Source organism: Actinoplanes sp. NPDC004185 (assembly GCF_053603475.1).
The window spans coordinates 94,661-118,994 of record NZ_JBSGFR010000029.1; the positions used below are offsets into that span (position 1 = coordinate 94,661).

A 24,334-nucleotide genomic window follows, 5' to 3' on the forward strand; every position below is an offset into this window, starting at 1 on the left:
ACCGCCTACGCTCCTAAGACTCATTCCGGACCGATTCTGTGCACTTTATTTCCGGTGATTTGTCTCATCTTGATCCGCCCACGCTGAAAGAGCAGATTGGCACGATCTGAGCTCGACGGCGTGACAGCGGAGGAGACGAGTCATTGATCAGCTCTGACGAAGAGGCCCGGACCCTGCCGGAGATGTTCGCCGCGCAGGTCGCACGCGCCGGCAGCGACCCGGCTGTGGTCGCCGACGACGCCACGGTGTCCTTTCGGGAGCTGGACGAGCGGTCGAACCGGCTGGCCCGGGTCCTTCTCACCCAGGGCGTCGGTCCCGAGGTCGCGGTCGGGCTGGTGCTGAACCGGTCGATCGAGTTCGTGGTCGCGGCGCTGGCCGTGGTGAAGGCCGGCGGCCACTACGTCCCCGTGGACGCCGCCTACCCGGCCGCGCGGGCGGGGTTCATGTTGTCGGACGCCCGGGTGCGGTGCGTGGTGACCACGACCGCCACCCGGGCCGCGGCGACTGCGGGGGTCACGGAGCTGGTGCTGGACGATCCCAAGACCGCCGACGAGATCGCCTCGAACGACGCCGGCATCGTCCGGGACGCGCAGCGGCACACCCCGCTGCAGCCGGACCACGCGGCCTACGTGATCTTCACCTCGGGCTCGACCGGCCGGCCCAAGGGCGTGGTGGTGACCCATCGCGGCGTGACGAACCTGGCGACGGCCCAGCGGACCCTGCTCGGGCTGGGCCCGGGCAAGCGGCGCCTGCAGTTCGCCTCGGTCAGCTTCGACGCGTCGGTGTCCGAGCTGTGGTCGACCCTGCTGTCCGGCGCGACGCTGGTCGTCGCGGACGGGTCGCGGCTGGTGCCCGGTCGCGCGCTGGCCGAGCTGGTGGAGAGCCGCGGCGTCACCCACGTGACGTTGCCGCCGTCCCTGCTGTCCGCCGTGGAGACCGGTGGTGGGCTGCCGGACGGCGTGACGCTGGTCGTCGCCGGCGAGGCCTGCCCGCCCGCCATGGTGGCCCGCTGGTCCCGGAACAGGCTGATGCTCAATGCCTACGGGCCGACCGAGACGACGGTCGCCGCCACCGTCAGTGAGCCCCTCGGTGCGGAGGGGACGCCCCCGATCGGCCGGCCGATCCCCAACGTCCGGGCCTATGTGCTCGACGACCACCTGCGAGAGGCCGCAACCGGCGAGCTCTACCTGGCCGGCGCCGGCGTGGCCCGCGGCTATGCCGGCCGGCCGGCCCTGACGGCCCAGCGGTTCGTGGCCGACCCGTTCGGGCCGCCCGGGGAGCGGATGTACCGGACCGGGGACGTGGTGCGCCGGCTTCCCGACGGCCAGCTGGAATTCGTCGGCCGCGCGGACGCCCAGGTGAAGATCCGCGGCGTCCGGGTCGAGCCCGGCGAGGTGGAGGCCGCGCTGATGGGCCTGACCGGCGTCGATCAGGCGGTGGTGCTGGTGCACGGCACGGGCGCGGATCGGCGGCTGACGGCGTACGTGGTCACCGAGGCCGGCCACCGTGACGTGGGCAAGCTGCGGCGACGTCTCGCGGCGGTGGTCCCGGACCATCTCGTGCCGTCGGTGTTCGTGCTGATGGACGCGTTGCCGGTGACCGGGAACGGCAAGGTGGACCGCGAGGCGCTGCCCGATCCCGGCACCACCGCGGACGAGCGGGAGTACGCGGCGCCGGTGGGCGCCGTGGAACAGACGCTGGCCCGGCTGTGGGAGGAGATCCTCGGCGTGCCCCGGGTCGGCCGCAACGACGAGTTCTACGCCCTGGGCGGGCACTCGCTGATGGCGACGCAGCTGGTGAACCGGGTGCGGTCGGTGCTGAAGGTCGAACTGCCGGTCCGGGACCTCTTCGAGACCTCGAACCTGGCCGAGCTGGCCCGGCGGGTGTCGGTCCTCAAGGGCGGGACCCGCCCCGTGCTGCGCCGTCGCACCCGCCCCGCGGTGGTGCCGCTGTCCTACCCGCAGCAGCGGCTGTGGCTCACCGCGCAGCTGCGCGCGAACGACACGGCGTACCACATCCCGGTCGTGGTCCGGCTGACCGGCGAGCTCGACATCGCCGCCCTGCACGCGGCCGTCACCGACGTGGTCCGGCGGCACGAGCCCCTGCGTACGGTGTTCCCGCTGCTGGACGGCGAGCCCCAGCAACGGGTCGTGCCGATGGCCGACGTCGGTCCGCTGCTGGTCCGCGGCGAGGTCGAGGCCACCGAGCTGAGCCGGGCCGTGGACGGGCTGGTCCAGCGCCGCTTCGACCTGACCCGGGACCTGCCGTTCCGGGCGCACCTGCTCACGGTGGGACCCGGCGACCATGCCCTGGTCCTGCTGCTGCACCACATCGCGGCCGACGGTTCCTCCATGGAGCCGCTGATGCGCGACTTCAGCGAGGCGTACGAGCAGCGCCGCGCGGGCCGGGCACCGCAGTGGACCGAGCTGCTGGTGCAGTACGCGGACTTCGCCCTGTGGCAGCGCGACGCGGTGAAGGTCGCCCGTGACCAGGTGGCGTACTGGACCGAGCTGCTGCGCGGGGTGCCCGACGAGTTGCCGCTGCCCACCGACCGGGTCCGGCCGGCTGTGGGCACGTACCGCGGCGGATCGGTGCCGTTGAAGGTGCCGGTCGAGGTGCACGAGAGCCTCGTGGCCCTGGCCCGCCGCAACGGCGCGAGCGTCTTCATGGTGGTCCAGTCGGCGGTGGCGGCGCTGCTGTCCCGGCTGGGCGCGGGCGCCGACATCCCGCTCGGCTGGCCGGTCGCGGGGCGGGTCGACGAGGCCCTCGACGATCTGGTCGGCTTCTTCGTCAACACCCTGGTGCTGCGGGCCGACCTGACCGGCGATCCGTCGTTCGAGGAACTGCTGACCAGGGTGCGCGAGCAGGACCTGGCCGCGTTCAGCAACCAGGACGTGCCGTTCGAGAGCGTGGTCGAGGTGCTCAACCCGCCCCGGGTGCCCGGCCGGCACCCGCTGTTCCAGGTCATGGTGGCGTTGCAGGTCGGCCGGACCGCGGTGCTCGACCTGACCGGCGTCGACATGAAACGCGTCGCGGTCGGTTCCGGGTCGGCCAAGTTCGACCTGAGCTTCCAGTTCGTGGAGTTCTCGGACGCCGGCGGACGGCCCGCCGGGATGGGCGGTGAGCTGACCTTCGCCGCCGACCTGTTCGACCGGGACACCGCCAAGCGCATGATCGAGCTGCTCGGCCGGCTGCTGGCCGCCGCCGTGGCGGATCCCGGTAAGCCGATCGCCCGGCTGCCGCTGCTGAGCGCGGACGAGCGCCGGGTGGCCGAGCAGGCGAGCGCCGGCGCCGTCCGGGACCGGACCGGACCGTGGATCCACCAGCTCGTCGAGGGCCACGCCCGGGCCACACCGGCCGCGCCCGCCGTACGGTTCGAGGGGCGGACCCTGCCGTACGAGGAGCTCAACCGCCGGGCGAACCAGCTGGCCCACCGCCTGATCCGGGCCGGCGCCGGACCGGACGTGCTGATCGGCATCAGCATGGAACGTGGCTTCGACCTGGTGATCACCGTGCTCGCCGTGCTGAAGACGGGCGGCGCGTTCGTCCCCCTCGACCCCGACCTGCCCGCCGCCCGCCGGGCACTGATGATCGCCGACCTGGGCACCGCCGTGGTGCTCACCCACGGGCCGGTGCGGCCGCGGCTGCCCGAGGACCCCGGACTGCTGCTGTGCCTCGATGAGCAGGCCACGGCCCTGTCGGCGGAGCCGGAGCACGACCCCGAGGTCGCGGTGACCGCCGAGGACACCGCCTACGTCCTCTACACCTCCGGCACCACCGGGACGCCGAAGGGCGTGGTGAACGTCCGGGGCGCGATCGGCAACCGGTTCGCCTGGATGACCGAGAAGTTCGCGCTGACGCCGGGCGACCGCGTGCTGCAGAAGTCCCCGGTCACCTTCGACACCTCGGTCTGGGAGCTGCTCTGGCCGCTGACCTGCGGGGCGACTGTCGTGATGGCCCGGCCCGACGGGCACCGCGACAGCGGCTACCTCGTCGAGGTCATCCGCGACGAAGAGGTCTGCCTGGCCGACTTCGTGCCGTCGATGCTGGAGATGTTCCTGGCCGAGGCCGGCGCCGAGCGGTGCACCAGCCTGCGCCACGTCATCGCCGGCGGCGAGGCGCTGCCGCTGGGCCTGCGCAGCCGCTTCTTCCAGGCGCTGCCCACCACCGAGCTCCACAACCTGTACGGGCCGACCGAAACGGCGATCGGCGTGACCAGCTGGGACTGCCGGCCGGACGACGACGGCCGCACGGTTCCCATCGGCCGCCCGATCCCCGGTGCCCGGGTCTATGTGCTCGGTGCCGACGCCGAGCATCTGCCGCCCGGCGTGCCCGGTGAGATCTGCATCGCGGGACGTCCGCTGGCCCGCGGCTACCTCAACCGGCCCGGTCTGACCGCGGAACGGTTCGTGGCGGACCCGTTCGTGCCCGGCGAACGGATGTACCGCACCGGCGACCGGGGGCTGCGCCGCGCCGACGGCGCGATCGAGTTCCTCGGCCGGCAGGACGACCAGGTCAAGATCCGCGGCGTGCGGGTCGAGCTGGGTGAGGTCGAGGCCGCCGCGGCGGCGCTTCCGGGGGTACGCCGGGCCGCGGTCACGGTACGCGGAACCGGCGTCGACGCCCGCTTGATCGCCTACGTGGTGGCCGGCCCCGCGACGGACGTGGCGATGTTGCGCCGGGAGATGGCAGCCGCCGTACCCGATCATCTCGTGCCGTCGGTGTTCGTGGTGCTGGACGCGCTGCCGCTGACCGGGCACGGCAAGGTGGACCGGGCCGCCCTGCCGGACCCGGGCGACGCGGCCGAGCGGGCCTACGTCGAGCCGGCCGGCGCCGTCGAGCAGACCCTGGCCGGGTTGTGGGCGCAGATCCTCGGCGTGCCCCGCGCGGGCCGCGACGACAACTTCTTCGTCCTGGGCGGGCACTCGCTGCTGGCCATGCAGCTGGTCAACCAGGTCCGCTCGGTGCTGCGCGTGGATCTGCCTTTCCGGGCGGTCTTCGAGAGCGCGACGCTGGCCGACCTGGCCGGCCTGATCGAGGGTCTGCCCACGCTCGCGGCGCCCAGCGGCTCCGCGGAGACCGAGCAGCGGATGCGCCGGCTGGTCGCCGACGCGCTGGAGGTCGGCCAGGTGGCCGCCGAGGACAACATCTTCGACCTCGGCGGGGGCCGGGAGACCGTGGAGCGGCTGAGCCGGGCCATCGAGGCGGAGTTCGGCGTACCGGTCAACCCGCTCGTGGTCGCCGCCGTGCCGACCGCACGGAACCTGGCCGGCTGGGTCGCGGCCGGCCCGGACGACGCGGCGCTGGACGTGCTGGTGCCGCTGCGGCCGCACACCGGGACCACCTCACTGTTCTGCGTCCATCCGCTCGGCGGCCTGAGCTGGCTCTACTACCCGCTGGTCAACGCCGTGCCGGCGGAGGTCGGGGTGTACGGCGTCCAGGCGCGCGGCCTGCGCCCCGGTGACGCCATGCCGGACAGCCTGACCGCGATGGCCGCCGACTACGTCCAGCAGATCCGCGCCGTCCAGCCGGAGGGTCCCTACCACCTGCTGGGCCTGTGCGCCGGCGGCGAGATCGTCCACGAGATGGCCGTGCAGCTGCAGCGGGACGGGCAGCGGGTGCAGCTGCTGGCGATGCTCGATTCCCGGCCCACCCCGCACCGCCGGGCGACCCAGGTGGCCCGGCTGAACGCGGTCGCCCGGCACTTCGACCTGGACGTGCCCACCGATCAGCGGCACCTGCTGACCGGTGACGCCCTCTACGACCAGCTGCGGCAGCGCCAGGGCCCCTACTCGTTCCTGATGCGGCAGAAGGGACGGGCCATCGTCGACTTCTACGAAAACATGATCAAGCTCGTGGACAACCACGAGTTCGGCCTGTTCGACGGCGACGTCCTGTTCGTCGAGGCGGCCGCCGCGCGAACCCCCGAGCAGTACTTCTCCCCGATGTGGCAGCGGTACGTCACCGGCCACATCGACGTCCTGGTCCTGAAATACCTGCACCGGCAGCTGGCCCGGGCGGAGGTGCTGGAAATGATCGGCGCCCGGGTGGCCGAGCACCTCGACCGCTCCCCCAGCGCGCCGACGACCACCGGAAGGCCGGCCGAATGAGCAACCCCTTCGAACGCGACGACACCCCGTACCTGGTGCTGGTCAACCACGAGAACCAGCACTCGCTGTGGCCGGGGACGATCGACGTGCCGGCGGGCTGGCGGACCGTGTCCGGCCCGGACACCCGCGACGCCTGCCTGAGCCACATCGAGCGTGTGTGGACCGACATCCGTCCCGCCGGCCTGGCCGGGCCGGTGTGATGCCGGCCGCCCGGTCCGGCCTGCTCTTCCTCTGGGGAACGCCGCGGTCCCGGTCGACCGCGTTCCTGCGGATGATGCTCGAACGCGGGGACCACGAGGTCTACCACGAACCGTTCTCCAGCATCGTCGTGCAGGGCCACGTGACGATCGGCGACGCCACCGCCACCAGCCACGCCGAACTGCTGAAACTGCTCGACGAACGGGCGCGTGACCGGCGGGTCTTCGTCAAGGAGACGACCGAGTACGACTACCTCGGCCACGGCGGCGAGGACATCCCGGCCACCGGCCGGCACACCTTCATCATCCGCGACCCCCGCTCGGTGATCGCCTCGCACCACGCGATGAACCCGGACATGGTCTGCGCCGAGGTCGGCTACGGCCACCAGGCCGAACTCGCCCGCCGGGTCCATGAGGTGTCCGGGGCCGTACCGCACGTCGTCGAGGCCGAGACGCTGATCGCGGCGCCGCGCGAGGTCATCCGGCGCTACTGCGAGCACGCCGGGATACCGTTCCTGCCCTCGGCGCTGTCCTGGCAGCCGGGCGACCACCGGGTCTGGAGCCGGACCCGGCCGTGGCACCGCGACGTCGCGAACAGCTCCGGCTTCACCGAGCCGCAGCGCACGTACGCGGACACGGTGGACAACCACCCGAAGCTGGCCGAGTGCTACCGGTGCCACCTGCCGCACTACGAGTTCCTGCGGGCGTGGGCGGCCCGTTAACCTCAGCTCATCCCGTACGGAAAAGGTTGTGCTCTTTGCCAGACGTCTCGCTGCGCCGCATCGCCCGGCTGTTCAAGGCGCACCGCCTGCGGCTCGCCGTGGTGACCCTGCTCATCATGGCGTCCTCCGTGCTGGGCATGGCCTCCCCCTTCCTGCTGCGTGAGGTCATCGACCGCGCGCTGCCGCGGCAGGACGTCACCCTGCTGGTCTGGCTGGTCACCGGCATGGTGGCCGTCGCCGCGGTGACCTCCGCGCTCGGCGTCGTCCAGACGTGGATGTCGGCCACGGTCGGTCAGCGGGTCGTGCACCGGCTGCGCATCGACGTCTTCACCCACCTGCAGCGGCAATCGGTGGCGTTCTTCACCCGGACCCGCACCGGCGAGATCCAGTCGCGCATCACCAACGACATCGGCGGCGTGCAGTCGGTGGTCACCTCGACCGCCGCGTCGATCACCTCCAATCTGACCACCGCGGTGGCCAGTGGCGTCGCCATGGTCGCGCTGTCCTGGCAGCTCTCCCTGGTGTCGCTGATCGTGCTGCCGCCGGCGCTGCACCTGAGCCGCCGGGTCGCGAAGATGCGCAAGGAGATCACCGCCCTGCGCCAGAGCGAGCTCGCCGACCTCAACGTGACCATCGAGGAGGGCCTGTCGATCAGCGGGGCCCAGCTGAGCAAGACCATGGGCGCCGGCGCCGCGCTGGTCGAGCGGTTCAGCCTGTCCTCGACCCGCCTCATCGACCTGCAGATGCGCTCGCAGCTGGCCGGCCGGTGGCGGATGGCCACGATGAGCATCATCTTCGCCGCCATCCCGGCGGTCATCTACCTCAGCGCCGGGCTACCCCCGACCGCCGGCACGCTCAGTATCGGCACCCTGGTCGCCTTCACCACCCTGCAGGCCGGACTGTTCCGGCCGCTGATGGGCCTGCTCAACGTCGGCGTCTCACTGAGCACCTCGAAGGTGCTGTTCGGGCGCATCTTCGAATACCTGGACCTGCCGATCGAGGTGGACGATCCGGCCCGGCCGGTCGCGCTGCCCGACCCGGTCCGCGGCCACCTGCGCTTCGAGAACGTGACCTTCCGCTACCCCGGCAGCAGCACGGCCGCGATCGACGACGTCTGCCTGGACGTGCCGGCCGGCACCTCCCTGGCGCTGGTCGGCGAGACCGGCTCCGGCAAGACCACCATCGGCGCGCTGATCGTGCGGTTCCACGACCCGGCCGCCGGCCGGATCACCATCGACGGCATCGACCTGCGCGACCTGCGCCTGGCCGACCTGGCCGCGGTGGTCGGGCTGGTCAGCCAGGAGACCTACCTGCTGCACACCACGGTCCGCGAAAACCTGCGGTACGCCCGCCCGGACGCGACCGACGCCCAGATCGAGCAGGCCGCCCGCGCCGCCCAGATCCACGACGTGATCGCCGGGCTGCCCGACGGCTACGACACCGTCGTCGGCTCGCGCGGGCACCGCTTCTCCGGCGGTGAGAAGCAGCGCATCGCGATCGCCCGGACGCTGCTGCGCGACCCCCGCATCCTCGTGCTGGACGAGGCCACCAGCGCCCTGGACACCTCCACCGAACGCGCTGTGCAGCGCGCCTTCGACGAACTGGCCCGCGGCCGGACCACGGTGACGATCGCGCACCGGCTGTCGACCGTGCGCAACGCCGACCAGATCGCCGTCGTCGACCACGGCCGCATCCTCGAACAGGGCACCCACGACACCCTGGTGTCGGTCGGCGGCCGGTACGCCGCCCTCACGGCGTGAGATCAGAGCTCATCCAGCAGCAGTACGCCGTCGGCGGAGTAGAAGTACTCGCGGACGTGCCGCGCCCAGTCCTCGATGCCCGGGTCCTCCGAGTGCGACAACCACTCGGAGAGGTGGGCGTGCTCGTCGGCGTACCCGTTCGCCGAGAGCCATCGCAGCGTCTCCTGCCGGCCCGCCCCGAAGATGGCCTGGGCGTCGAAGCCGATACCCAGATCCATGTCGCCGGTGCGGAACTTCGCGGCGTACAGGCGGGGCGCGTCGGCGGGATCGCCGATCAGGAACAGCAGGAAGGCGGCCAGGTAGATCTGCTCGAACTCGTCGCTCCCGCCGTAGTCCGCGCCTTCGCGCCAGGTCCTTTCGAGGTCGAAGATCTCCCGCAGCAGTGCGTGACGGGGACGGGGGTCCTCGACATCCACCGTCCGGAGCGCTTCCCGGCGCCGGGCCGGACTCGACAGATCCACAGACGCAGACACGCGTGCACAGTAACCGGGCGAGGCGTCAGGAGCGCAGGAGCCGGTCGAGGAACGGATTGCTGAACACCCGGGCCGGATCCAGCCGGTCCAGGGTCGAAACGGCAGCGTCCCAGCCCGGGCCGAACGAGGACGGCACGGCCCGGTCGAGCACGTCGGGATCGCTCCAGGCCGCCTGGTCGGTGTAGGCCCACCCCTTCGACCACTCCACCCGCGTGCCCGGGTGAGCGGCCAGGAGATACCGCTCCACCTCCCGGTAGAACCGGTCGGCGCCGGCTGTACCGGGCAACGTCAGCACATCGAACCAGACCGCCACCTGCCCCGCCGGCCCGGTGGCATCCGGCCGCAACGCCGACAGGGCCGGTGCCTGCGCGCCGGGGACGGCCACCTCGGCCGGGTCGTCGACGCCGGTCACCCGGATCTCCACCGCCCCGTTGACCGGGAAACTGCCCCGGGACGCATGGGCCAGCAGCTGTGCGGTGTAGAACTCGGTGAACGCGTGCACGACGGCCTGCACGCCGGCTCGTGGGACCCGTACCGCGTAGCCGTTGGCGTGCACGTGCAGAGTCGTCGGGCGCACGTACAGCTGGAGGTTCTTGGCCGCGCCCCACAGGTCGGCCGAGGCGGTGGCGCGGAGCCCGGCCGCGGTGGCCGCGTACTGCGCCTGGCCGAGCGCCGGGGCCAGCTCGTACTGCCCGGCCAGGATGCGCCCGGCCAGGTCGGCCACCGGCGACGGGACATTGTCACTGAACGGATAGTTGTAGGGCCCGGTGACCGGGCGCGACGCCGGCGGACGCTGCGGGCTGACGCTCCACACCTTCAGCCAGGGGCGGGCGGTGAACGCGAACCAGATGGCTTCCACCCGTCCGGTCGCCGCGAGGAAGCTCTCCAGGGTGCGTCCCCCGGCGCCGGGCGCCGCGAAGAGCTCCGCCGCCGGGATGTCGACCCTGCTCACGCAGCGCAGTCGCGCGAGCGGCCCGGCGAGCAGCGTGATCTCGGTGAGGAACGCCCGTCCGAGGTTGGTCAGCAGCGCCGCGCAGTCCGGGTCGGTCCGCTCGAAGGATCGCGTGACGTAGGCGCCGACGCCCGGGTCCCACACCACCGCGGTCAGCCGCAGGACCAGGTTGCTCAGCGACCCGTAGGTGGTGCCCGGCGGCCGGACCTCCCCGTCGGCCGGCACGGCGGTGCCGTGGGCGTCCACCGCCAGGGCGCCGCCGACCGACAAGTCACCGGGCGCCGGGGTGGCGGTCAGGCCGTAGCCGGCCGATTCCAGGAAGCCGAGCAGCGTCTCCAGGGCGGCGCCCGGCTGGACCCGGACGGTCACGGAGCCCGGCTCGGCACCCGGGCCGCCGAGCTCCATCCCGTCGAGGCGGCGGGTGTCGACGAGCACGACGCGGCTCGCGCAATCGGTGCCGGCGGTCAGGGTCAGCGGCGCCCAGCCGTGCCGGAAGCCCTGCGGCCGCAACGCGAACCCGTGCCGACGGGCCCAGTTGGCCAACGTCACCACGTCCTGCGGGGTACGGGCGACCGCGGTCCAGACGTCGTCGGCGCGCAGCTCGCCGGCCCAGTTGCGGTAGCTCTGCCGGTAGTGCTCCACGCCCGCCGGGAAGTCCGGGGGAACCGGGCAGCCGGCGTCGGCCGCCGCAGCCCCGGGGACCGGCATCCAGACCAGAGCCAGCGCGCCGGCCGAAGCGGTCAGCATCCGGCGGCGGGGCAACGGCTGCGTCATCCGACCATCGTGTGCTCGCCTGCCGGCATCCGCACGTCGATCTAGCCGCGGTTCAGCCGGGGTGGCGCGGCTACGGCGCGACGCTGCCGGTCAGGGCCCGGCCGTAGGCCTCGAGGGCCAGGTACGGGTTCAGCTGCGGGTGCCGGCTCGCGACCGACACGTCCAGCCAGAACCGGCGCAGCGCGCTGGTCGTGCGGAACCCGCTCGCGCCGTGCAGGTCGAGCATGCGTTCGAGCGCGGCCCGGCAGTCGGCGCCCGCGTCGGCGCGGTCCTGAGCCATGCGGCTGCTCTGCTCGTCGGTGATCGTGGAGTCCGCGTCGACGGCGGTGGCCAGCGCCAGCAGGGTCCGCTCCGCCCGCTGCGTCAGCATGGCGGCCTCGGCCAGCCGGTGCCGGGCCCCGGGCGAGTCGCCCATCCGGGTGTACGAGGTGAAGAACGGCTTGCGGTCCGAGGCGAACACGGCCCGGACCACGTCGAGGGCACCGAAGGTCGCGCCCACGACCGGTGCGAGCACACCGAGGCCCCACAGCTGCAACGTCCTGGTGTCGGGCGGGTAGTGCAGCGGCGGGCCCGACACCACCCGCGCCGAGGGGATCAGCACGTTGTCGGCGACGACCGTGTGGCTTCCGGTCCCGCGCATGCCCGCCGCCTGCCAGGTGCGGTCGATGGTCAGGTCGGTCATGGGGAGCACCGTGATGGCGAAGGCGTCGTCGACCATGGCCCCGAGACAGGCCCACCGGGCGTCCTCGCACCCGGACAGGTAGTCCCACCGGCCGGTCAGCCGAACCCCGTCCGGGCCGATCGTGCCCCGTCCCGCCGGTACGCCGGCCGCGCAGAAGAAGCCGCCGTAGGCCAGTGGTGTGCCCAGACGGAAGGCGCCCGCGGACCGGACGGCCGCCAGGCCGGCCGGGGTGGGCCGCATCCGTTCCTCGGTCGCCGCCGCGTTCTTCCGGAGAATGTCGATCACTCTGAAACCGTGCCAGCGGAGCGGGGTGGCGACCATAATCGTGCGGCTCTGCTCGGCTTCCACGTCGTCCTGCGCGGCACCGGCTGGCTCGTCACCGAGTCGGGCAGCCCGCTCCTGCTCCGGGCCGGCGATGTGGTGCTCGTGCCGTACGGGAAAGCGCACGGCCTCAGCCACACCGGCCAGGACACGATCCACCGGCTGGCCCCGCTGGAACTTCCGGCCGCCCGCTCCGGCCACGGGCCGGCGGATTTCGAGGTCATCCTGGGCTGTTACCGGCTGGACCACAGCCAGCTGCACCGCTTCCTGCGCGACCTACCCCCGGTCATCGTCACGCCGCTGGACCCGCACCGGCATCCGGAGCGGCGTGCGCTCATCGACCTGCTCACCGCGGAGGTCTCGCGGGACCTTCCCGGCACCGGGGTGACCCGGCCGGCGCTGGTCGGCCTGGTCCTGGTCGACGCCTTGCGGCACGTCGCCGATCAGAGCCGGCCGGGCGAGCATGACGCCGGTATCGCGGCCACGCTCAGGGAGATCCACGCCGAACCCCACCAGCGGTGGACCGTCCAGCGGCTGGGCGAGATCGCCGGCATGTCACGCAGCGTCTTCAAGCGCAGGTTCACGGCCCAGGTCGGCCGGCCCCCGATGACCTACCTGATCGAGTGGCGGCTCAACCGCGGTGCGCGGCTGCTGCGCGAGACGAAGGCTCCGCTGGCGACGATCGCCCGCCAGGTCGGCTACTCCAGCGAGTACGCCTTCGCCAACGCGTTCCGGCGCAGGTTCGGCGTCGCACCGGGCCGGTTCCGCACCCGGATGACCTCCTGACATCGCGGCGTGAGCTGCCCCTCTTTGCCCTGCTGCATCTGATGGATCTCCTACTATGCTGGCCAGGTGTCCGGCGACTCTGTGCAGCTTCACGGCCGCAAGGATGAGCTTCGTGAGCTGGACCGCCTCTGCGAGACCGTCCGAGCCGGTCAGAGTGCCGCGTTGGTCATCCGCGGCGAGGCCGGGCTGGGAAAGACCGCTCTGCTGCGCTATGTGGCCCGGCGAGCGCTCCCGCACTTCCGGGTCGCCCAGATCGCCGGGGTCGAGTCCGAGGTCGAGCTGGCGTACGCCGGCCTGCACCACCTCTGCGCCCCGATGCTGGGCCAGCTCAAGGCCCTTCCGGAGCCCCAGCGGTCAGCGTTGCGCACCGCGTTCGGACTCGCCGGTGGCCCCGCACCGGATCGTTTCCTCGTGGGTCTGGCCACCCTGAGCCTGCTCGCCGAGGTGGCCGGCCGGCGGCCGCTGATGTGCCTGGTCGACGACGCGCAATGGCTGGACGGGGCGTCGAGCGAGATCCTCGGTTTCGTCGCCCGCCGGCTCGCCGCGGAGTCGGTGGCCATGGTGTTCACCGTTCGTGACGACGGACCGGGAGCGGACCGGCGTCAGCTGGCCGGCCTGCCGGTGATGGCGCTCGGCGGCGTGTCCGGTGCGGACGCGCGGGCCCTGCTGTCCACCGTGGTGCCGGGCCGGCTCGACCCGCGCGTGCTGGACCGGGTCGTGGCCGAAACCAGCGGTAACCCCCTGGCCATGCTGGAGCTGCCCCGCGGCATGAGCACCGCGGAGCTCGCCGCCGGGTTCGGGCTGCCGACGGCCGGCGGGACGGCTGCGGGCCTGGAGAGCCACTACGCCGGACGGATCCGGGCGCTCCCCGCACCGACGCAGCGGCTCATGCTGGTGGCTGCCTGCGACAGCACCGGGGACGCCACGACCGTCTGGCGCGCCGCGACCCGCCTCGGCATCGGCTTCGACGCGGCCTGGCCCGAGGTGACCGACGGCCTGTTCGAGGTCGGCGCCCAGGTCCGGTTCCGGCACCCCCTGGTCCGGTCAGCGGTCTACCGATCCGCGTCGGTGGAGGAACGCCGCGCGGCCCACGAGGCGCTGGCGCACGCTCTCGACGCCGTCGCCGACGCGGATCGCCGCGCCTGGCACCGCGCCCAGGCCAGCTCCGGTCCCGACGAGGAAGTCGCGGTGGAGCTCGAGCGAAGTGCGGACCGGGCCCAGGCCCGCGGCGGGTTCGCCGCGGCCGCCGCGTTACTGGAACGCTCAGCGGGCCTGACCCTCGAGCCGGCCGTACGGTTCGAGCGCCGGCTGGCGGCGGTACGGATGCACCTTCGCGCCGGCGCGTTCGACACCGCGCTGGCCCTGCTGGCGGCGGCCGAGTCGGAGGAGCCGGACGAACTGGCCGGGGCGCGCATCGCGCTGTTGCGCGGGCAGGTGGCGTCGGCCTCGGATGCCGGCGGCGATGCGCCCCTTCAGCTGGTCAACGCGGCCGGGCGCCTGGAACGCCTGGACACGGCCCTGTCGCGCCGGACCTATTCGGACGCCTGGAATGCCGCGATGTTCGCCGGGCATCTCGCCAAGCCCGGCGGCGGACTGCTCGAGGTGGCCCGGGCGGGCCGGGCCGGTCCGCAGCCGGATGTTCCGCTGCGCCCGTTCGGCCGCATCCTGGAAGCGCTGCTCGTGCTGGCCACCGACGGCCGGGCGGCCGCCGAGCCGATGGTCCGCGAGGCCCTGGGCGCCCTGCTCGTCAGTGACCTTCCCGTCGAGAACTGGCTGCACCACGGAGCCCTGGCCGCGACGGCTGCGGCGGCGGTCTGGGACCTGGAGAGCTGGAGCGCGGTGAACGGCCGGCAGGCCCGGCTCGCCCGTGAGCTGGGCGCGCTGGCCGTGCTGCCCAGTCCCCTGAGCGGGCTGGCCCTCGTCGCGACGTGGCGGGGCGACTTCGAGGCGGCCGCCCGGCTGACGGCCGAGCACGACGCGGTCACGGAGGCGACGGGAACCCGGATCGCGCCGTACGGGGCCATGCTGCTCGCCGGCTATCGGGGGCCGACCGAGAGCGCGTCCGCCCTGCTCGCGGCGACCACCGAGGACGCGATCAGCCGCGGTGAGGGGCTCGGTGTGGACCACGCCCGATGGTGCACCGCGATCCTGCACAACAGTGCGGGACGGTATCCGGAGGCGATGGCGGCTGCTCAACCGGCCGACCCGAAGGCGCCCGGGCTGCTGGTCGGCGCCTGGATGCTGCCCGAGCGCATCGAGGCCGCGGTGCGCTGCGGGGAACGAGACGTGGCCGTCGCGGCGCTGGAGGAGTTCGAGTCCACGGCGAACCCCGGTGCGCACGGCTGGGGCCGGGGCATCGCGGCGCGTTCGCGGGCCATGCTCAGCGACGGTGACACGGCCGACCGCCTGTTCCGGGAGGCGATCGACCAGCTGGGCCGGGCCGGGGTCCGCAGCGAGCTGGCCCGCGCCCACCTGGTGTACGGCGAATGGCTGCGCCGCGAGAACCGCCGGGGCGAGGCCCGGGAACACCTGCGGACCGCTCACGACATGTTCATGGCGGTGTCGGCCGACGGCTTCACCGAACGGGCCCGCCGGGAACTGCTCGCGACCGGGGAGCACGTGCGTCGCCGGCAGGTCGCCGACCGTACGGAATTGACCCCGCAGGAGGAGCACATCGCGCGACTGGCCCGGGACGGCCGGACCAACCCGGAGATCGCGGGGGAACTGTTCATCAGCGCCCGCACGGTGGAGTGGCACCTGCGCAAGGTGTTCACCAAGCTCGAGATCACCTCGCGGCGCGGGCTCCGGGACGCCCTGCCGAGTCGTGCCCCGGCGCGAGGGCCGGCGTGACAGCGATCCGGCCGGGCCTCCGCCGGGTCGTCCTGCTCCTGGCACTGTTGACCATGCCGTGGACCGCCGGGTGCGGCGGCTCCCAGCAGAGCCGGACCACGGCCGTTTCCTTCGCGGGCGTCCGGGACCAGGGCGCCACCGGGTACGCCGTGGCCGAGCTGGAAGGGCTCTACGCGCAGCAGGGGCTGACCTTCTCGCCCACCTGGGCGACGTCCGGAACGGTGATCCTGCAAGGACTGGTGAGCGGGGACTTCGACGTGGCCAACCTCGGCCCGGCGCAGCTCTACGGGGCCATCAGCAACGGCGCCTGTGGCCGGGTGCTCCGCCCGACCCAGGGCGCGGCCTACGGGGTGATCGCGCAGACCGGCCTCCACCTCGACACCACCCGGCCCTACCCCGCGGTTCTCACCCAGCTGCGGGGAAAGGCCGTCGGGGTCGCTGCCCGCGGCGCTTCGCAGGAGCTCGTGCTCCGGTCATTGCTGACCAGGGCCGGTCTGGACCCGGACACCGACGTCAGATGGGTGGCGATCGGTGGGGGCGCGGCCGCCGCCGCGGCTTTCGCCTCGGGGCAGGTGGACGTGTCGATGTCGTACCCGCAGCTGGAGGTCAATCTCAAGGCCGGTGGCACCGCCTTCGACAAGCTGGTGGACCTCGCCGGCCCGGACACTCCGCTGGGCGAGTTCTGGCAGTCGGTCGCCGTCGCCAATTGCGGCTGGGCCGACGACCATCCCGACACGGTCCTGAAGTTCTGTCACGCCCTCAATCAGGGCTTCACGGCACTCGAGCAGCAGCCGGACGCCGGGCCGGAGACGTTCGCCCACCTCGGCCTCGGCGCGGACCCTGACCAGGCGAGAAGCCTGTGGAACCAGTACAAGACCCCGGTCGTGGACATCCCTGCTCTCAACGAGGAGAACTGGCGCCATCAGGCAGCGTTCACCCCCGACCGTACGACGCCGGATTTCTCCGAGTATGTGGTCGACGGCTGCGCGACGGCATGATCGGGCCGTGTGGCTGTGGCGGGTCGCGGTGCCGCCCGCCGGGATCGCGCTGTGGTATCTCGTCCACCAGCTCGGCGTCATCAGCCCGGTCCTGCTGCCCAGCCCAGGTGCCGTGTGGGACGCGGGGCTGCAGCTGCACCACTCCGGCGTGCTCTGGCCGAACCTGTGGTCGACGATCACCGCGGCCCTCGGGGCACTCACGTTGTCGGCCGTTATCGGCATCCCGCTCGGTGTCCTGCTCGGCATGCTGCCCCGGACGTGGGCCGTGCTGGCGCCGTACCTCAACGCGGTCAACAGCATGCCCCGCATCGCCCTCGCGCCGGTGTTCCTGGTCGCGTTCGGCATCGGGCAGAGCTCCAAGATCGCCCTCGGGTTCAGCATCGCCTTCTTCGTCTTCCTGATGAACGCGCGCAGCGGCGTGCTCAGCACCGACGACGATCACCTCAAGGTGTGTCTCGTCCTGGGTGCGTCCCGGTCACAGCTGTTCCGCAAGCTGTACGTGCCCGTCGCCCTCCCGGCCATCGTCACGGCGCTGCGGCTGGGCACGGTCTTCGCGCTGCTCGGCGTGGTCGGCTCCGAGATCATCGCCTCCCGGGCGGGCGTGGGCCAGCTGATCACGACGTACTCGGCCACGCTGTCGATGGCCCCGGTCTACGCGCTCCTGATGATCCTCGCGATCTTCACCTCGGTCCTGACCATGCTCGTCGGCGCGCTGGAAGGCGCCTTGCTCGGGTGGCAGCGCGCCGATCGTGCTCATATCCGCACCCGGCCCGCCCCCGCAGCGCCGGCAAGCGCGCCTGCGACACCGCGGACAAGCCGGGGTTCTGTGCGGTTCCGCTCGGTCTCGGTGGAGTTCGCCCTGCGCGGGTCGCCGCCGCACCGCGTGCTCAGCGACTTCTCGATGACCATCCCCCGCGGGCAGTTCGTCGCCATCGTCGGGGCCAGCGGAGCGGGTAAGTCGACCATGCTCAACGTCGTCTCCGGACTCACCCCGATCACCTCAGGGGACATCACCGTCTTCGACGGACCTCCACGGGCCGGACGGGCGGACGTCGGCCACATGTTCGCGCGCGACGCGCTCCTGCCCTGGCGCACCGCCCGGCGCAACGTGGAGCTCGGCCTGGAGCTGCGGAACAGGGCAGCGCAGGTCCGGCACGAACGCGCCCGCCGGCTGCTCGATCTCGTGCAGCTGTCCGCGGCGGCTGACCGATATCCGGCCCAGCTGTCGCAAGGCATGCGCCAGCGGGTGGCGCTGGCCAGGACGCTGGCGTCGGATCCTGAGCTGCTGCTGATGGACGAGCCGTTCGCTGCCCTGGACGCCCTCACGCGCGCGTCCGTCCGTGACATGTTCCTCGACATCTGGGACAACGAGGAACACCGTAAGACCGTCCTGTTCGTGACCCACGACCTCACCGAGGCCCTGGTCCTGGCCGATCGGGTCGTCACCGTCGCCGACGGTCGGGTCCGGACCGACGTGGAGGTCCCGTACGGCCGACCGCGCGATCAGCGGACCCTGCTGGCCCGGGCCGACTTCCGCGCCCTCTACGACCGCCTCCAGGCCGACCTCGCTGAGGCCGGCGGCGCCTGACGGCGGCGGCCACCGGTGCAGGTCGCACCGGTGGCCGCCGGGTGTCGCATGCAGGATCGAGGATCAGGGGTACGCCACGACGTTGCGCGGAGTGGTGTTGCCGGCGGGGTTGGGGACGGGGCCGCCGGTGTCGTTGACGACGTTGGCGATGGTGCCGACGTCGCCGAGGGAGACGGTGAGGACGCTGCGGAGCCGTACGCCGGACCGGTTGGGCACCTCGAAGGCCCGGTCCACCCGCACGCTGGGGTTGGCGCTGAAGTAGGCGTACGAGCCGCCGCCCCAGAGCTCGTGGTCGGTGACGGCGTCGGCGACCTTGTAGGCGGCGTATCCGTTGCCGCGGGGCCCGATCCAGGCGGCCTGGTTGGGCACGTCGTACGGCTTCTCGTTCTGGAAGAAGATCGTCTTGCCGCGGTTGCCGTTCCAGATCACCTCGTACTTCTGGTAGTGCTCGACGAACAGGCCGGTGGCCAGGACGTCGTCACCGTTGACGAGCAGACCGGTGTCGCCGGTGTTCACCGTCCAGCCGGTCGGTGCACCGCCGTGGTCGGCCCGCCAGGCCCAGATGTGGTCGATGATCGTGTCGTCACTGTGCACGGCGAGGGTCGTGGTGGCCTTGCCCTGCACGCTGCTGCCGATGCGGAAGAACACGTCCTGCAGGCTGGTCGGGTTGGCGGCGTGGTCGGTGTGGACCCCGGCCCGGCCGACACTCATCAACGTCGGGCTGTTGGTCGTACCGGCGTCGAAGGTCAGACCGCTCACCTTGACCCCGTCGACGTCGGCGACGTTCAGGGCCTCGACCCCGCCCGTCGGGATCAGGGTCGGGAAGCCGATGCCGGTCACCACGGTGTTGGGGCGGGTGACCCGGATGGTCTCGTTGAGCGAGTAGGTGCCCGGGGTGAAGAACAGGTTCAGGCCCTGGGCCAGGGCGGAGTTGATCCGGGCGGCGCTGTCGCTGGGCTTGGCGACGTAGAACTCCCGCATCGGGATCGACGCGCCGGCGGTGTTGGGCCAGTTGGCGCCCGCGGAGTTGCGCCGCAGGGCCGGCACGAAGACGCGGTAGAGGCCGGCGCTGTCGACGTACAGGAAGGGCTTCTCCCGCGAGACCGGGGTGGTGGCCAGCGTGGTGTGGGGCGGGTTCGGGAACGCGTTCGGCGGGGCACCCTGGACGCCGGAGTAGACCATGTTCCAGACGCCGCCCTCCCAGCGGCCGATCCGGCTGTCGCGGGTGTACCACTGCTGCTGGGAACCGGAGGACACGGTGCCGTCGACCACGGCGTCGGCCAGGTAGCCGCCGCTGGAGTAGCCCTGCCCGTTGTCCTGGTTCGAGGGCGCCAGGGTCAGGTTGCCGCGGATGTGCACCCGGCGCATCGGGGCGGCCTGGGAGACGGCCCAGCGGTTGGTGCCGCCCTCGGGCACGATCGACAGGTTCTCCATGCTGCGCCAGAAGTTCTGGGTCGCGTTCTTCTCGTCGCCGTAGTTCCACCCGGAGTCGACGTTGATCGCCCCGTTGATCGTCACGTCGTCGGGGTTGAGGCCCAGACCGGCCAGCGTGGTGTAGAAGCCGACGTTGGCCCAGACCCGGCCGTAGCTGCCCGGCTTGAACAGGAACACGTGGCGCTGGGTGCCGAACTGCGCGGTCGGGCTGCGCAGCTGCGCGTTGAACGCCTGGTCCACGGCCGACTGGATGGTCGACCCCGGCGTGCCCTGATCGAAGATCCGCACGTTCGGGCCCAGGTCAGGCGTGTCGGAGGTGGGGAGGGCCGGTCCGCTGGGGGTCGGGGTGACCGTGGGCGTCGGCGTGGTGCCGCCGGCGAAGACCTGGAACTCCCAGAGCGAGTAGCCGTACGGGGTGGCCCGGGTGGTGCCGTTCATCCGCACGTACCGGCCGCTGCCGGTGACGTTCAGGGTCTGGAGGCCGGCCTTGCCCGCGGTGACCGGGGTGATGTTCGTCCAGGTGGTGCCGTTCGGCGAGGTCTGGATGGTGAAGGCCGAGGCGTACGCGGCCTCCCAGTTCAGCACGACCTGGCTGATCGACTGGGTGGTGCCCAGGTCGACCTGCAACCACTGGGGATCGGCGAACGTGCTGGACCAGCGGGTGCCGGCGTCACCGTCGACCGCGGCGGCCGCCGTGAAGGCGGCACTCTCGACGGAGGAGGCGGTGGCCGTCTTGCCCTGTGACACCGGGATGTCCGCGGCGCTGGCGTTGGAGGCGATCGAGACGACGGTGGTGCCGAGGGCCGCGGCGAGCACGGCGCTGAGCACCACCCGCCCGCGGTGTCGGCGTTTCGGGGGCGGCGGGGACGTCAGTGCAGGGGATGTCATGTTCCTACCTGTCAGGCGGGTTGTCGCGCGTCCGTGGGGACAGACGTACGACGGGGCGGGGGATGACCGTGCGGCACCGAGCAGAGAGCGCTCTCCGGCAATTGTTACTTCCGTGTTGCAGCACGTCAATATCCCGGCAACAAAGTGTCGGCCGGCGGGCCGATCCGGGCCGTCGATTGAACGGAATGAATTCGCAAACAGTTCCCAGAAAATTGTTATCCGGCATTACGTCTGATTCGTCCGGCCTGCGGCGGTCAGGGTGGCGACCAGCCCCGCAAACGCGACGCCGCGCTCAGCCCGGCCGAGCGCGAGCCCGCCGGCCCGAACGCGCGCACGGCATCAGCCCCCCGATCGACCGCTGCTCGCGGCGGCCGGCGAACCGTCAGTTGAAAGGTGGCCGGTGGACGCCGAACCGGGCGTGGATCTGCGCGGACCCGATCTCCGACCGAGCCACGAATATCGCCATTGTCGCCAGCACCGTGACAACGCCGGCGACGCCCAGCCATGAGCCGGCGGCGGGGTAAAGGTGCGCGGCGAGACCGAAGAAGCCCATGGCCAGCCCACAGGCCAGCGAGGTGAGCATCAGTTCGTGATACATCCGGTGGAAAATGCGGTGCGCCTTGTGCTCCTTGCCGAAGTGCGAGGCCGGAGACCATTTGATGTTGACGTAGAAGCCGGTCGCCGCGCCCAGCCAGAGCATTCCGAGCCAGGTGTTCCACGCCGCCACCTGACCGAGGAAGTAGGCGGGAGGTATCTCCAGTCCCGCGATCATGAACGGCATGAAAGAGTCCAGGAAGGACGGCGCCCAGCGGAGCATGATGCTCATGTTCACGTACGTGTAGAACACGCCGACCAGCACCAACGCCAGGCACACGCTGTGGAAGTAGGCCAGCGGAGAAGGATCGTTGAAAGTGTTGTCCGCGAGGATCGCCAGCGCGACGCCCTGCAGGATGCCGATGATCGTGGTGAAGCAGCTGGACGAGATCTCCAGTGAACGGCGGACCAGAACATCGTGATCCAGAGCCTGGATCGCGCCCCCACGCTCGGGACACTCCTCGGCCGGGCGGGATTGATGACGAGCGACTGAATAGTGATCTCCGCCCGGCCCGCGGTGCGACCGCATGGTCGATCGCGATGGCGGCTGGGCCCACTCGTAAGATTCATCGATCACCGCTGTATCTTCGCTTGCCCGTCAACACCGAGCCGCATTTCCGGCGCATTTCTGATCTTTGCCTGACCGGCGAAACGCGAAACGATTACAGAAGGTCGCAGACCATTGGCTCGGCGAATACGGACCCGGCCCGGCAATTACGGTCAGCCATCCGGCGAATACGCTCGGCCCGGTTGCCGGTGCCTTTTGTCGGCGCCTGCAACGTTACGCAGGGTGAGTGAGGTGATCTTTCAAGGAGTTCGCAGCCGCGTACTGGACAGAGCGGCGACTCAGCCGGCTGGAGCCCAGCGGCGGACCGCGGCTGCCGCCGCCAGTGTCGTCCCGGCCAGCGTCACCCACAGCAGGCCCGGGCCGGCCGACAGCAGCGTCGTCAGGACGGCCGGAGCGGCGGCGTTGCCCAACCCGGTGGAGAGCTGCCAGCGGGCCAGGGCCCGGCCGAGCAACTCCGGCGGCGCCGCAGCCGCGACGAGCACGGTGCCGCTCCCCGCGTACAGGATCTCGCCCAGGGTGTAGAGCACCGCGACCAGAGCGATCGCCGCCGGGCCCGCCGGCTCAGCCGCCCAGAACCCGAGGTACGACGTGGCCAGGACCACGCCGGCGGCCGCCAGGACGCTGCGGCGGGGCAGCCGGCGCAGCCGGACGACCAGCAGCACCTGCACCGCGACGACCAGCACGGTGTTGCCCGCGAACAACGCCGCCGACCAGGCCGCAGGCGCGTCCATCCGGGTGATCAGCAGCGCGGGAAGGGCGACCTCCAGGACGCCGAAGCACAATGCGTAGGGCAGGTTCAGCCACGACAAGGGCCCGATGCCGAGGCCGTCGCTGTCCTCGACCGGAGCCCGGGCCGGCCGGGGACGCCGCAGGGAGAGGATGAGCGCGCCGGCGAGAAGGTAGCCGATGCCGTTGACGGCGGCGAGCAGGCGCAGCGAGTCCGCGGCCCCGACAGCAATGAGCGCACCCAGTCCCAGCCCGGCGTTGCGGATCGTCCGGGCCAGCGCGAGCACCCGGTCCGCGGGGCCGTCGGCCAGGGCGGTGACCAGCGCCGCCTGGGCGGTCGGCAAGGCCTGGTTGCCCGCGCCCAGCAGCACCGCGGCCGCGAGGAAGCCGGGCAGGCCGTGGCCCAGCAACAGCACCACGATGCCCAGGGCGCGGATCAGCATCGTCGCCGCCATCGGGGCCCGGCGGCCGCCCGCGTCGATCCAGCGGCCGAGCAGCGGGATGCCGGCGAGCCCGACGAGCAGACCGGCGGTCAGCGCCAGGCCGGCGGAGGGGGCCGGCAGGTGGAGCACGCTGAGGCCGTACAGCAGCAGAAAAGGCCGCAGCAGACCGGAGCCGAGGGCATCGACCGCCAGGGCGGCCGCGAAGCGACGCGAGAACATGCCGACGAGCGTCGGCCCCGCGGGCCGCGGTGGCCCGCCGATTGACGGTTCGCGTCAACTGTTGCGGGCGTACGGCGCAACCGGCGCCACAATGGCGACGTGGCCCTGACCATCGACATCACCGGCCTGCCGGCCGAGCGCCTGCGCTTCGCCGCGTCGCCATTGGCCGAGCTGGGCGCGATGCTGCACGTGCTGGCCGCGCCCGGTCATCATCCGGCGCTGCAGCCCTGGGCCGCCGGTGTCCTGGCAGGGTGCAAGCCGTCGTTCACCGACCGGCTGCTGGAGGCCGAGTTCCTGTGGAGCTCGTCACGCGCCGACTTCCTGGTGCCGGCCCACCCGCGCGCGACCCTGGCCGAGGAGCTCGACGACATCGACGCGCTCAGCGACGAGGACTACGTGGCGGCCGCGCTCATCACCACCTGCGGATGCTCCCGGCTGTCGTTCCGCCGCAGCGAGCCGGAGCGGCTCAAAGACCTCGCGCGGGCTCGCGGGCCGGTCCAGGGCGCCTTCGCCGACCAGCTGCTCGACGATCCCGGCCCGGTCCGGGTACGCGTGCGAAAGTTGCTGGAGGACTGCGTCGAGGAGTTCTTCGGTGAGGCGTGGCGCCGGATCGCCTTCTCCCTCGCGGTCGACGCGCGGCGCATGGCCGACCTGTACGAGCAGCAGGGACTCAGCGCGGCGCTCGCGGCGATGTCCCCGGCGATGACGCTGTCCGAGACTCGCGTCGTGGTGGACAAACTGCAGGACAACTGGACCAGCGCCGAGGACGGGCTGACCTTCATCCCCACGGCGTTCGGCCGCCCGCACCTGCTCACCGTGCACGCGCGGGGTCGCCGGCCGGTCGTGCAGTACCCCACCGCGACTGAAGATCCGGTGCCGCTCGACGTGGTGCAGCGGCGGATCGATGCGCTCGGCCATCCCGTACGGCTCAGGCTCTGCCGGACCCTGGCGCGTGGGCCGCGGACCACGGGTGAGCTCGCGGAAGCGTGGCATCTGAGCACGCCGGAGGTCTCGCGGCATCTGGCCGTGCTCAAGAAGGCGGGCCTGACGGTGACCACTCGGCGCGGTCGCTACGTCAGCCACCAGCTGGATCTGTCGGTGACGGCGGCGCTGGGTACCGACCTGATCGCCGTCCTGCTGCGCTAGATGTACTAACCACAGACGTTGTTGATGTTCGGCGTGGTGTCTTGATCGAAAGGGAGACCTCCGGAAGGAGTGGCGGTGCTTGACGTCGCCGTTTCGATCCGGA

General features: G+C 72.0%; 15 protein-coding genes. 9 read left to right on the top strand and 6 right to left on the bottom strand.

Going from position 1 to position 24,334, the window contains the following annotated elements:
• Window positions 1–143: 143 nt before the first annotated feature.
• From ACWEOZ_RS27815 to ACWEOZ_RS27830, 4 genes are read left to right on the top strand one after another with little or no spacing between them, the layout of a single operon-like run.
• On the top strand, window positions 144–6,110 hold the full coding sequence (locus ACWEOZ_RS27815; RefSeq protein ID WP_451913610.1) for an amino acid adenylation domain-containing protein: 5,967 nt from the start codon (window positions 144–146) through the stop codon (window positions 6,108–6,110).
• On the top strand, window positions 6,107–6,310 hold the full coding sequence (locus ACWEOZ_RS27820; RefSeq protein ID WP_451913611.1) for an MbtH family protein: 204 nt from the start codon (window positions 6,107–6,109) through the stop codon (window positions 6,308–6,310). The genes ACWEOZ_RS27815 and ACWEOZ_RS27820 overlap by 4 nt, the downstream gene beginning before the upstream one ends.
• Window positions 6,310–7,029: a sulfotransferase-like domain-containing protein gene (locus tag ACWEOZ_RS27825; protein ID WP_451913612.1), complete on the top strand. Its 720-nt coding sequence runs from the start codon at window positions 6,310–6,312 to the stop codon at window positions 7,027–7,029. Before ACWEOZ_RS27820 ends, ACWEOZ_RS27825 begins: the two co-directional genes overlap by 1 nt.
• A 35-nt stretch (window positions 7,030–7,064) precedes the next feature.
• A complete protein-coding gene (locus tag ACWEOZ_RS27830; protein WP_451913613.1) occupies window positions 7,065–8,789 on the top strand; it encodes an ABC transporter ATP-binding protein in 1,725 nt (574 codons plus the stop codon).
• 2 nt (window positions 8,790–8,791) lie between these two features.
• On the opposite strand, the gene ACWEOZ_RS27835 is transcribed toward ACWEOZ_RS27830, so the two are convergent.
• From ACWEOZ_RS27835 to ACWEOZ_RS27845, 3 genes are all read right to left on the bottom strand, one after another.
• On the bottom strand, window positions 8,792–9,262 hold the full coding sequence (locus ACWEOZ_RS27835) for a hypothetical protein (protein WP_451913614.1): 471 nt from the start codon (window positions 9,260–9,262) through the stop codon (window positions 8,792–8,794).
• A 25-nt stretch (window positions 9,263–9,287) separates the two neighbouring features.
• Complete coding sequence (locus ACWEOZ_RS27840) at window positions 9,288–10,988, bottom strand: cholesterol oxidase substrate-binding domain-containing protein (RefSeq protein WP_451913615.1); 1,701 nt, start codon at window positions 10,986–10,988, stop codon at window positions 9,288–9,290.
• Between the two features lie 70 nt (window positions 10,989–11,058).
• Window positions 11,059–11,955: an acyl-CoA dehydrogenase family protein gene (locus ACWEOZ_RS27845; protein WP_451913616.1), complete on the bottom strand. Its 897-nt coding sequence runs from the start codon at window positions 11,953–11,955 to the stop codon at window positions 11,059–11,061.
• A gap of 9 nt (window positions 11,956–11,964) precedes the next feature.
• Between ACWEOZ_RS27845 and ACWEOZ_RS27850 the strand changes: the two genes are divergently transcribed.
• The 4 genes from ACWEOZ_RS27850 (at window position 11,965) to ACWEOZ_RS27865 (ending at window position 18,213) form a co-directional block, all read left to right on the top strand.
• Window positions 11,965–12,777 carry an AraC family transcriptional regulator gene (locus ACWEOZ_RS27850; protein ID WP_451913617.1) on the top strand — a complete coding sequence of 271 codons (813 nt, stop codon included), beginning with the start codon at window positions 11,965–11,967 and terminating at the stop codon, window positions 12,775–12,777.
• A gap of 66 nt (window positions 12,778–12,843) precedes the next feature.
• Window positions 12,844–15,627, top strand: a complete 2,784-nt coding sequence (locus tag ACWEOZ_RS27855; protein ID WP_451913618.1) for an ATP-binding protein — start codon at window positions 12,844–12,846, stop codon at window positions 15,625–15,627.
• Window positions 15,624–16,625, top strand: a complete 1,002-nt coding sequence (locus ACWEOZ_RS27860; RefSeq protein WP_451913619.1) for an ABC transporter substrate-binding protein — start codon at window positions 15,624–15,626, stop codon at window positions 16,623–16,625. The genes ACWEOZ_RS27855 and ACWEOZ_RS27860 overlap by 4 nt, the downstream gene beginning before the upstream one ends.
• Before the next feature lie 7 nt (window positions 16,626–16,632).
• Window positions 16,633–18,213: an ATP-binding cassette domain-containing protein gene (locus ACWEOZ_RS27865; protein ID WP_451913620.1), complete on the top strand. Its 1,581-nt coding sequence runs from the start codon at window positions 16,633–16,635 to the stop codon at window positions 18,211–18,213.
• 63 nt (window positions 18,214–18,276) lie between these two features.
• Here the strand turns inward: ACWEOZ_RS27865 and ACWEOZ_RS27870 are convergent, their stop codons facing one another.
• From ACWEOZ_RS27870 to ACWEOZ_RS27880, 3 genes are all read right to left on the bottom strand, one after another.
• Window positions 18,277–20,535: a discoidin domain-containing protein gene (locus ACWEOZ_RS27870; RefSeq protein ID WP_451913621.1), complete on the bottom strand. Its 2,259-nt coding sequence runs from the start codon at window positions 20,533–20,535 to the stop codon at window positions 18,277–18,279.
• Between the two features lie 382 nt (window positions 20,536–20,917).
• Complete coding sequence (locus tag ACWEOZ_RS27875) at window positions 20,918–21,658, bottom strand: hypothetical protein (RefSeq protein ID WP_451913622.1); 741 nt, start codon at window positions 21,656–21,658, stop codon at window positions 20,918–20,920.
• 317 nt (window positions 21,659–21,975) lie between these two features.
• The gene (locus ACWEOZ_RS27880; RefSeq protein WP_451913623.1) at window positions 21,976–23,085 is read right to left on the bottom strand and encodes an MFS transporter; all 1,110 of its coding nucleotides are present in this window, start codon (window positions 23,083–23,085) and stop codon (window positions 21,976–21,978) included.
• A 99-nt stretch (window positions 23,086–23,184) separates the two neighbouring features.
• Between ACWEOZ_RS27880 and ACWEOZ_RS27885 the strand changes: the two genes are divergently transcribed.
• Entirely contained in the window at window positions 23,185–24,231 is a 1,047-nt protein-coding gene (locus ACWEOZ_RS27885; protein WP_451913624.1) for a DUF5937 family protein, read from the top strand.
• Window positions 24,232–24,334: the final 103 nt, after the last annotated feature.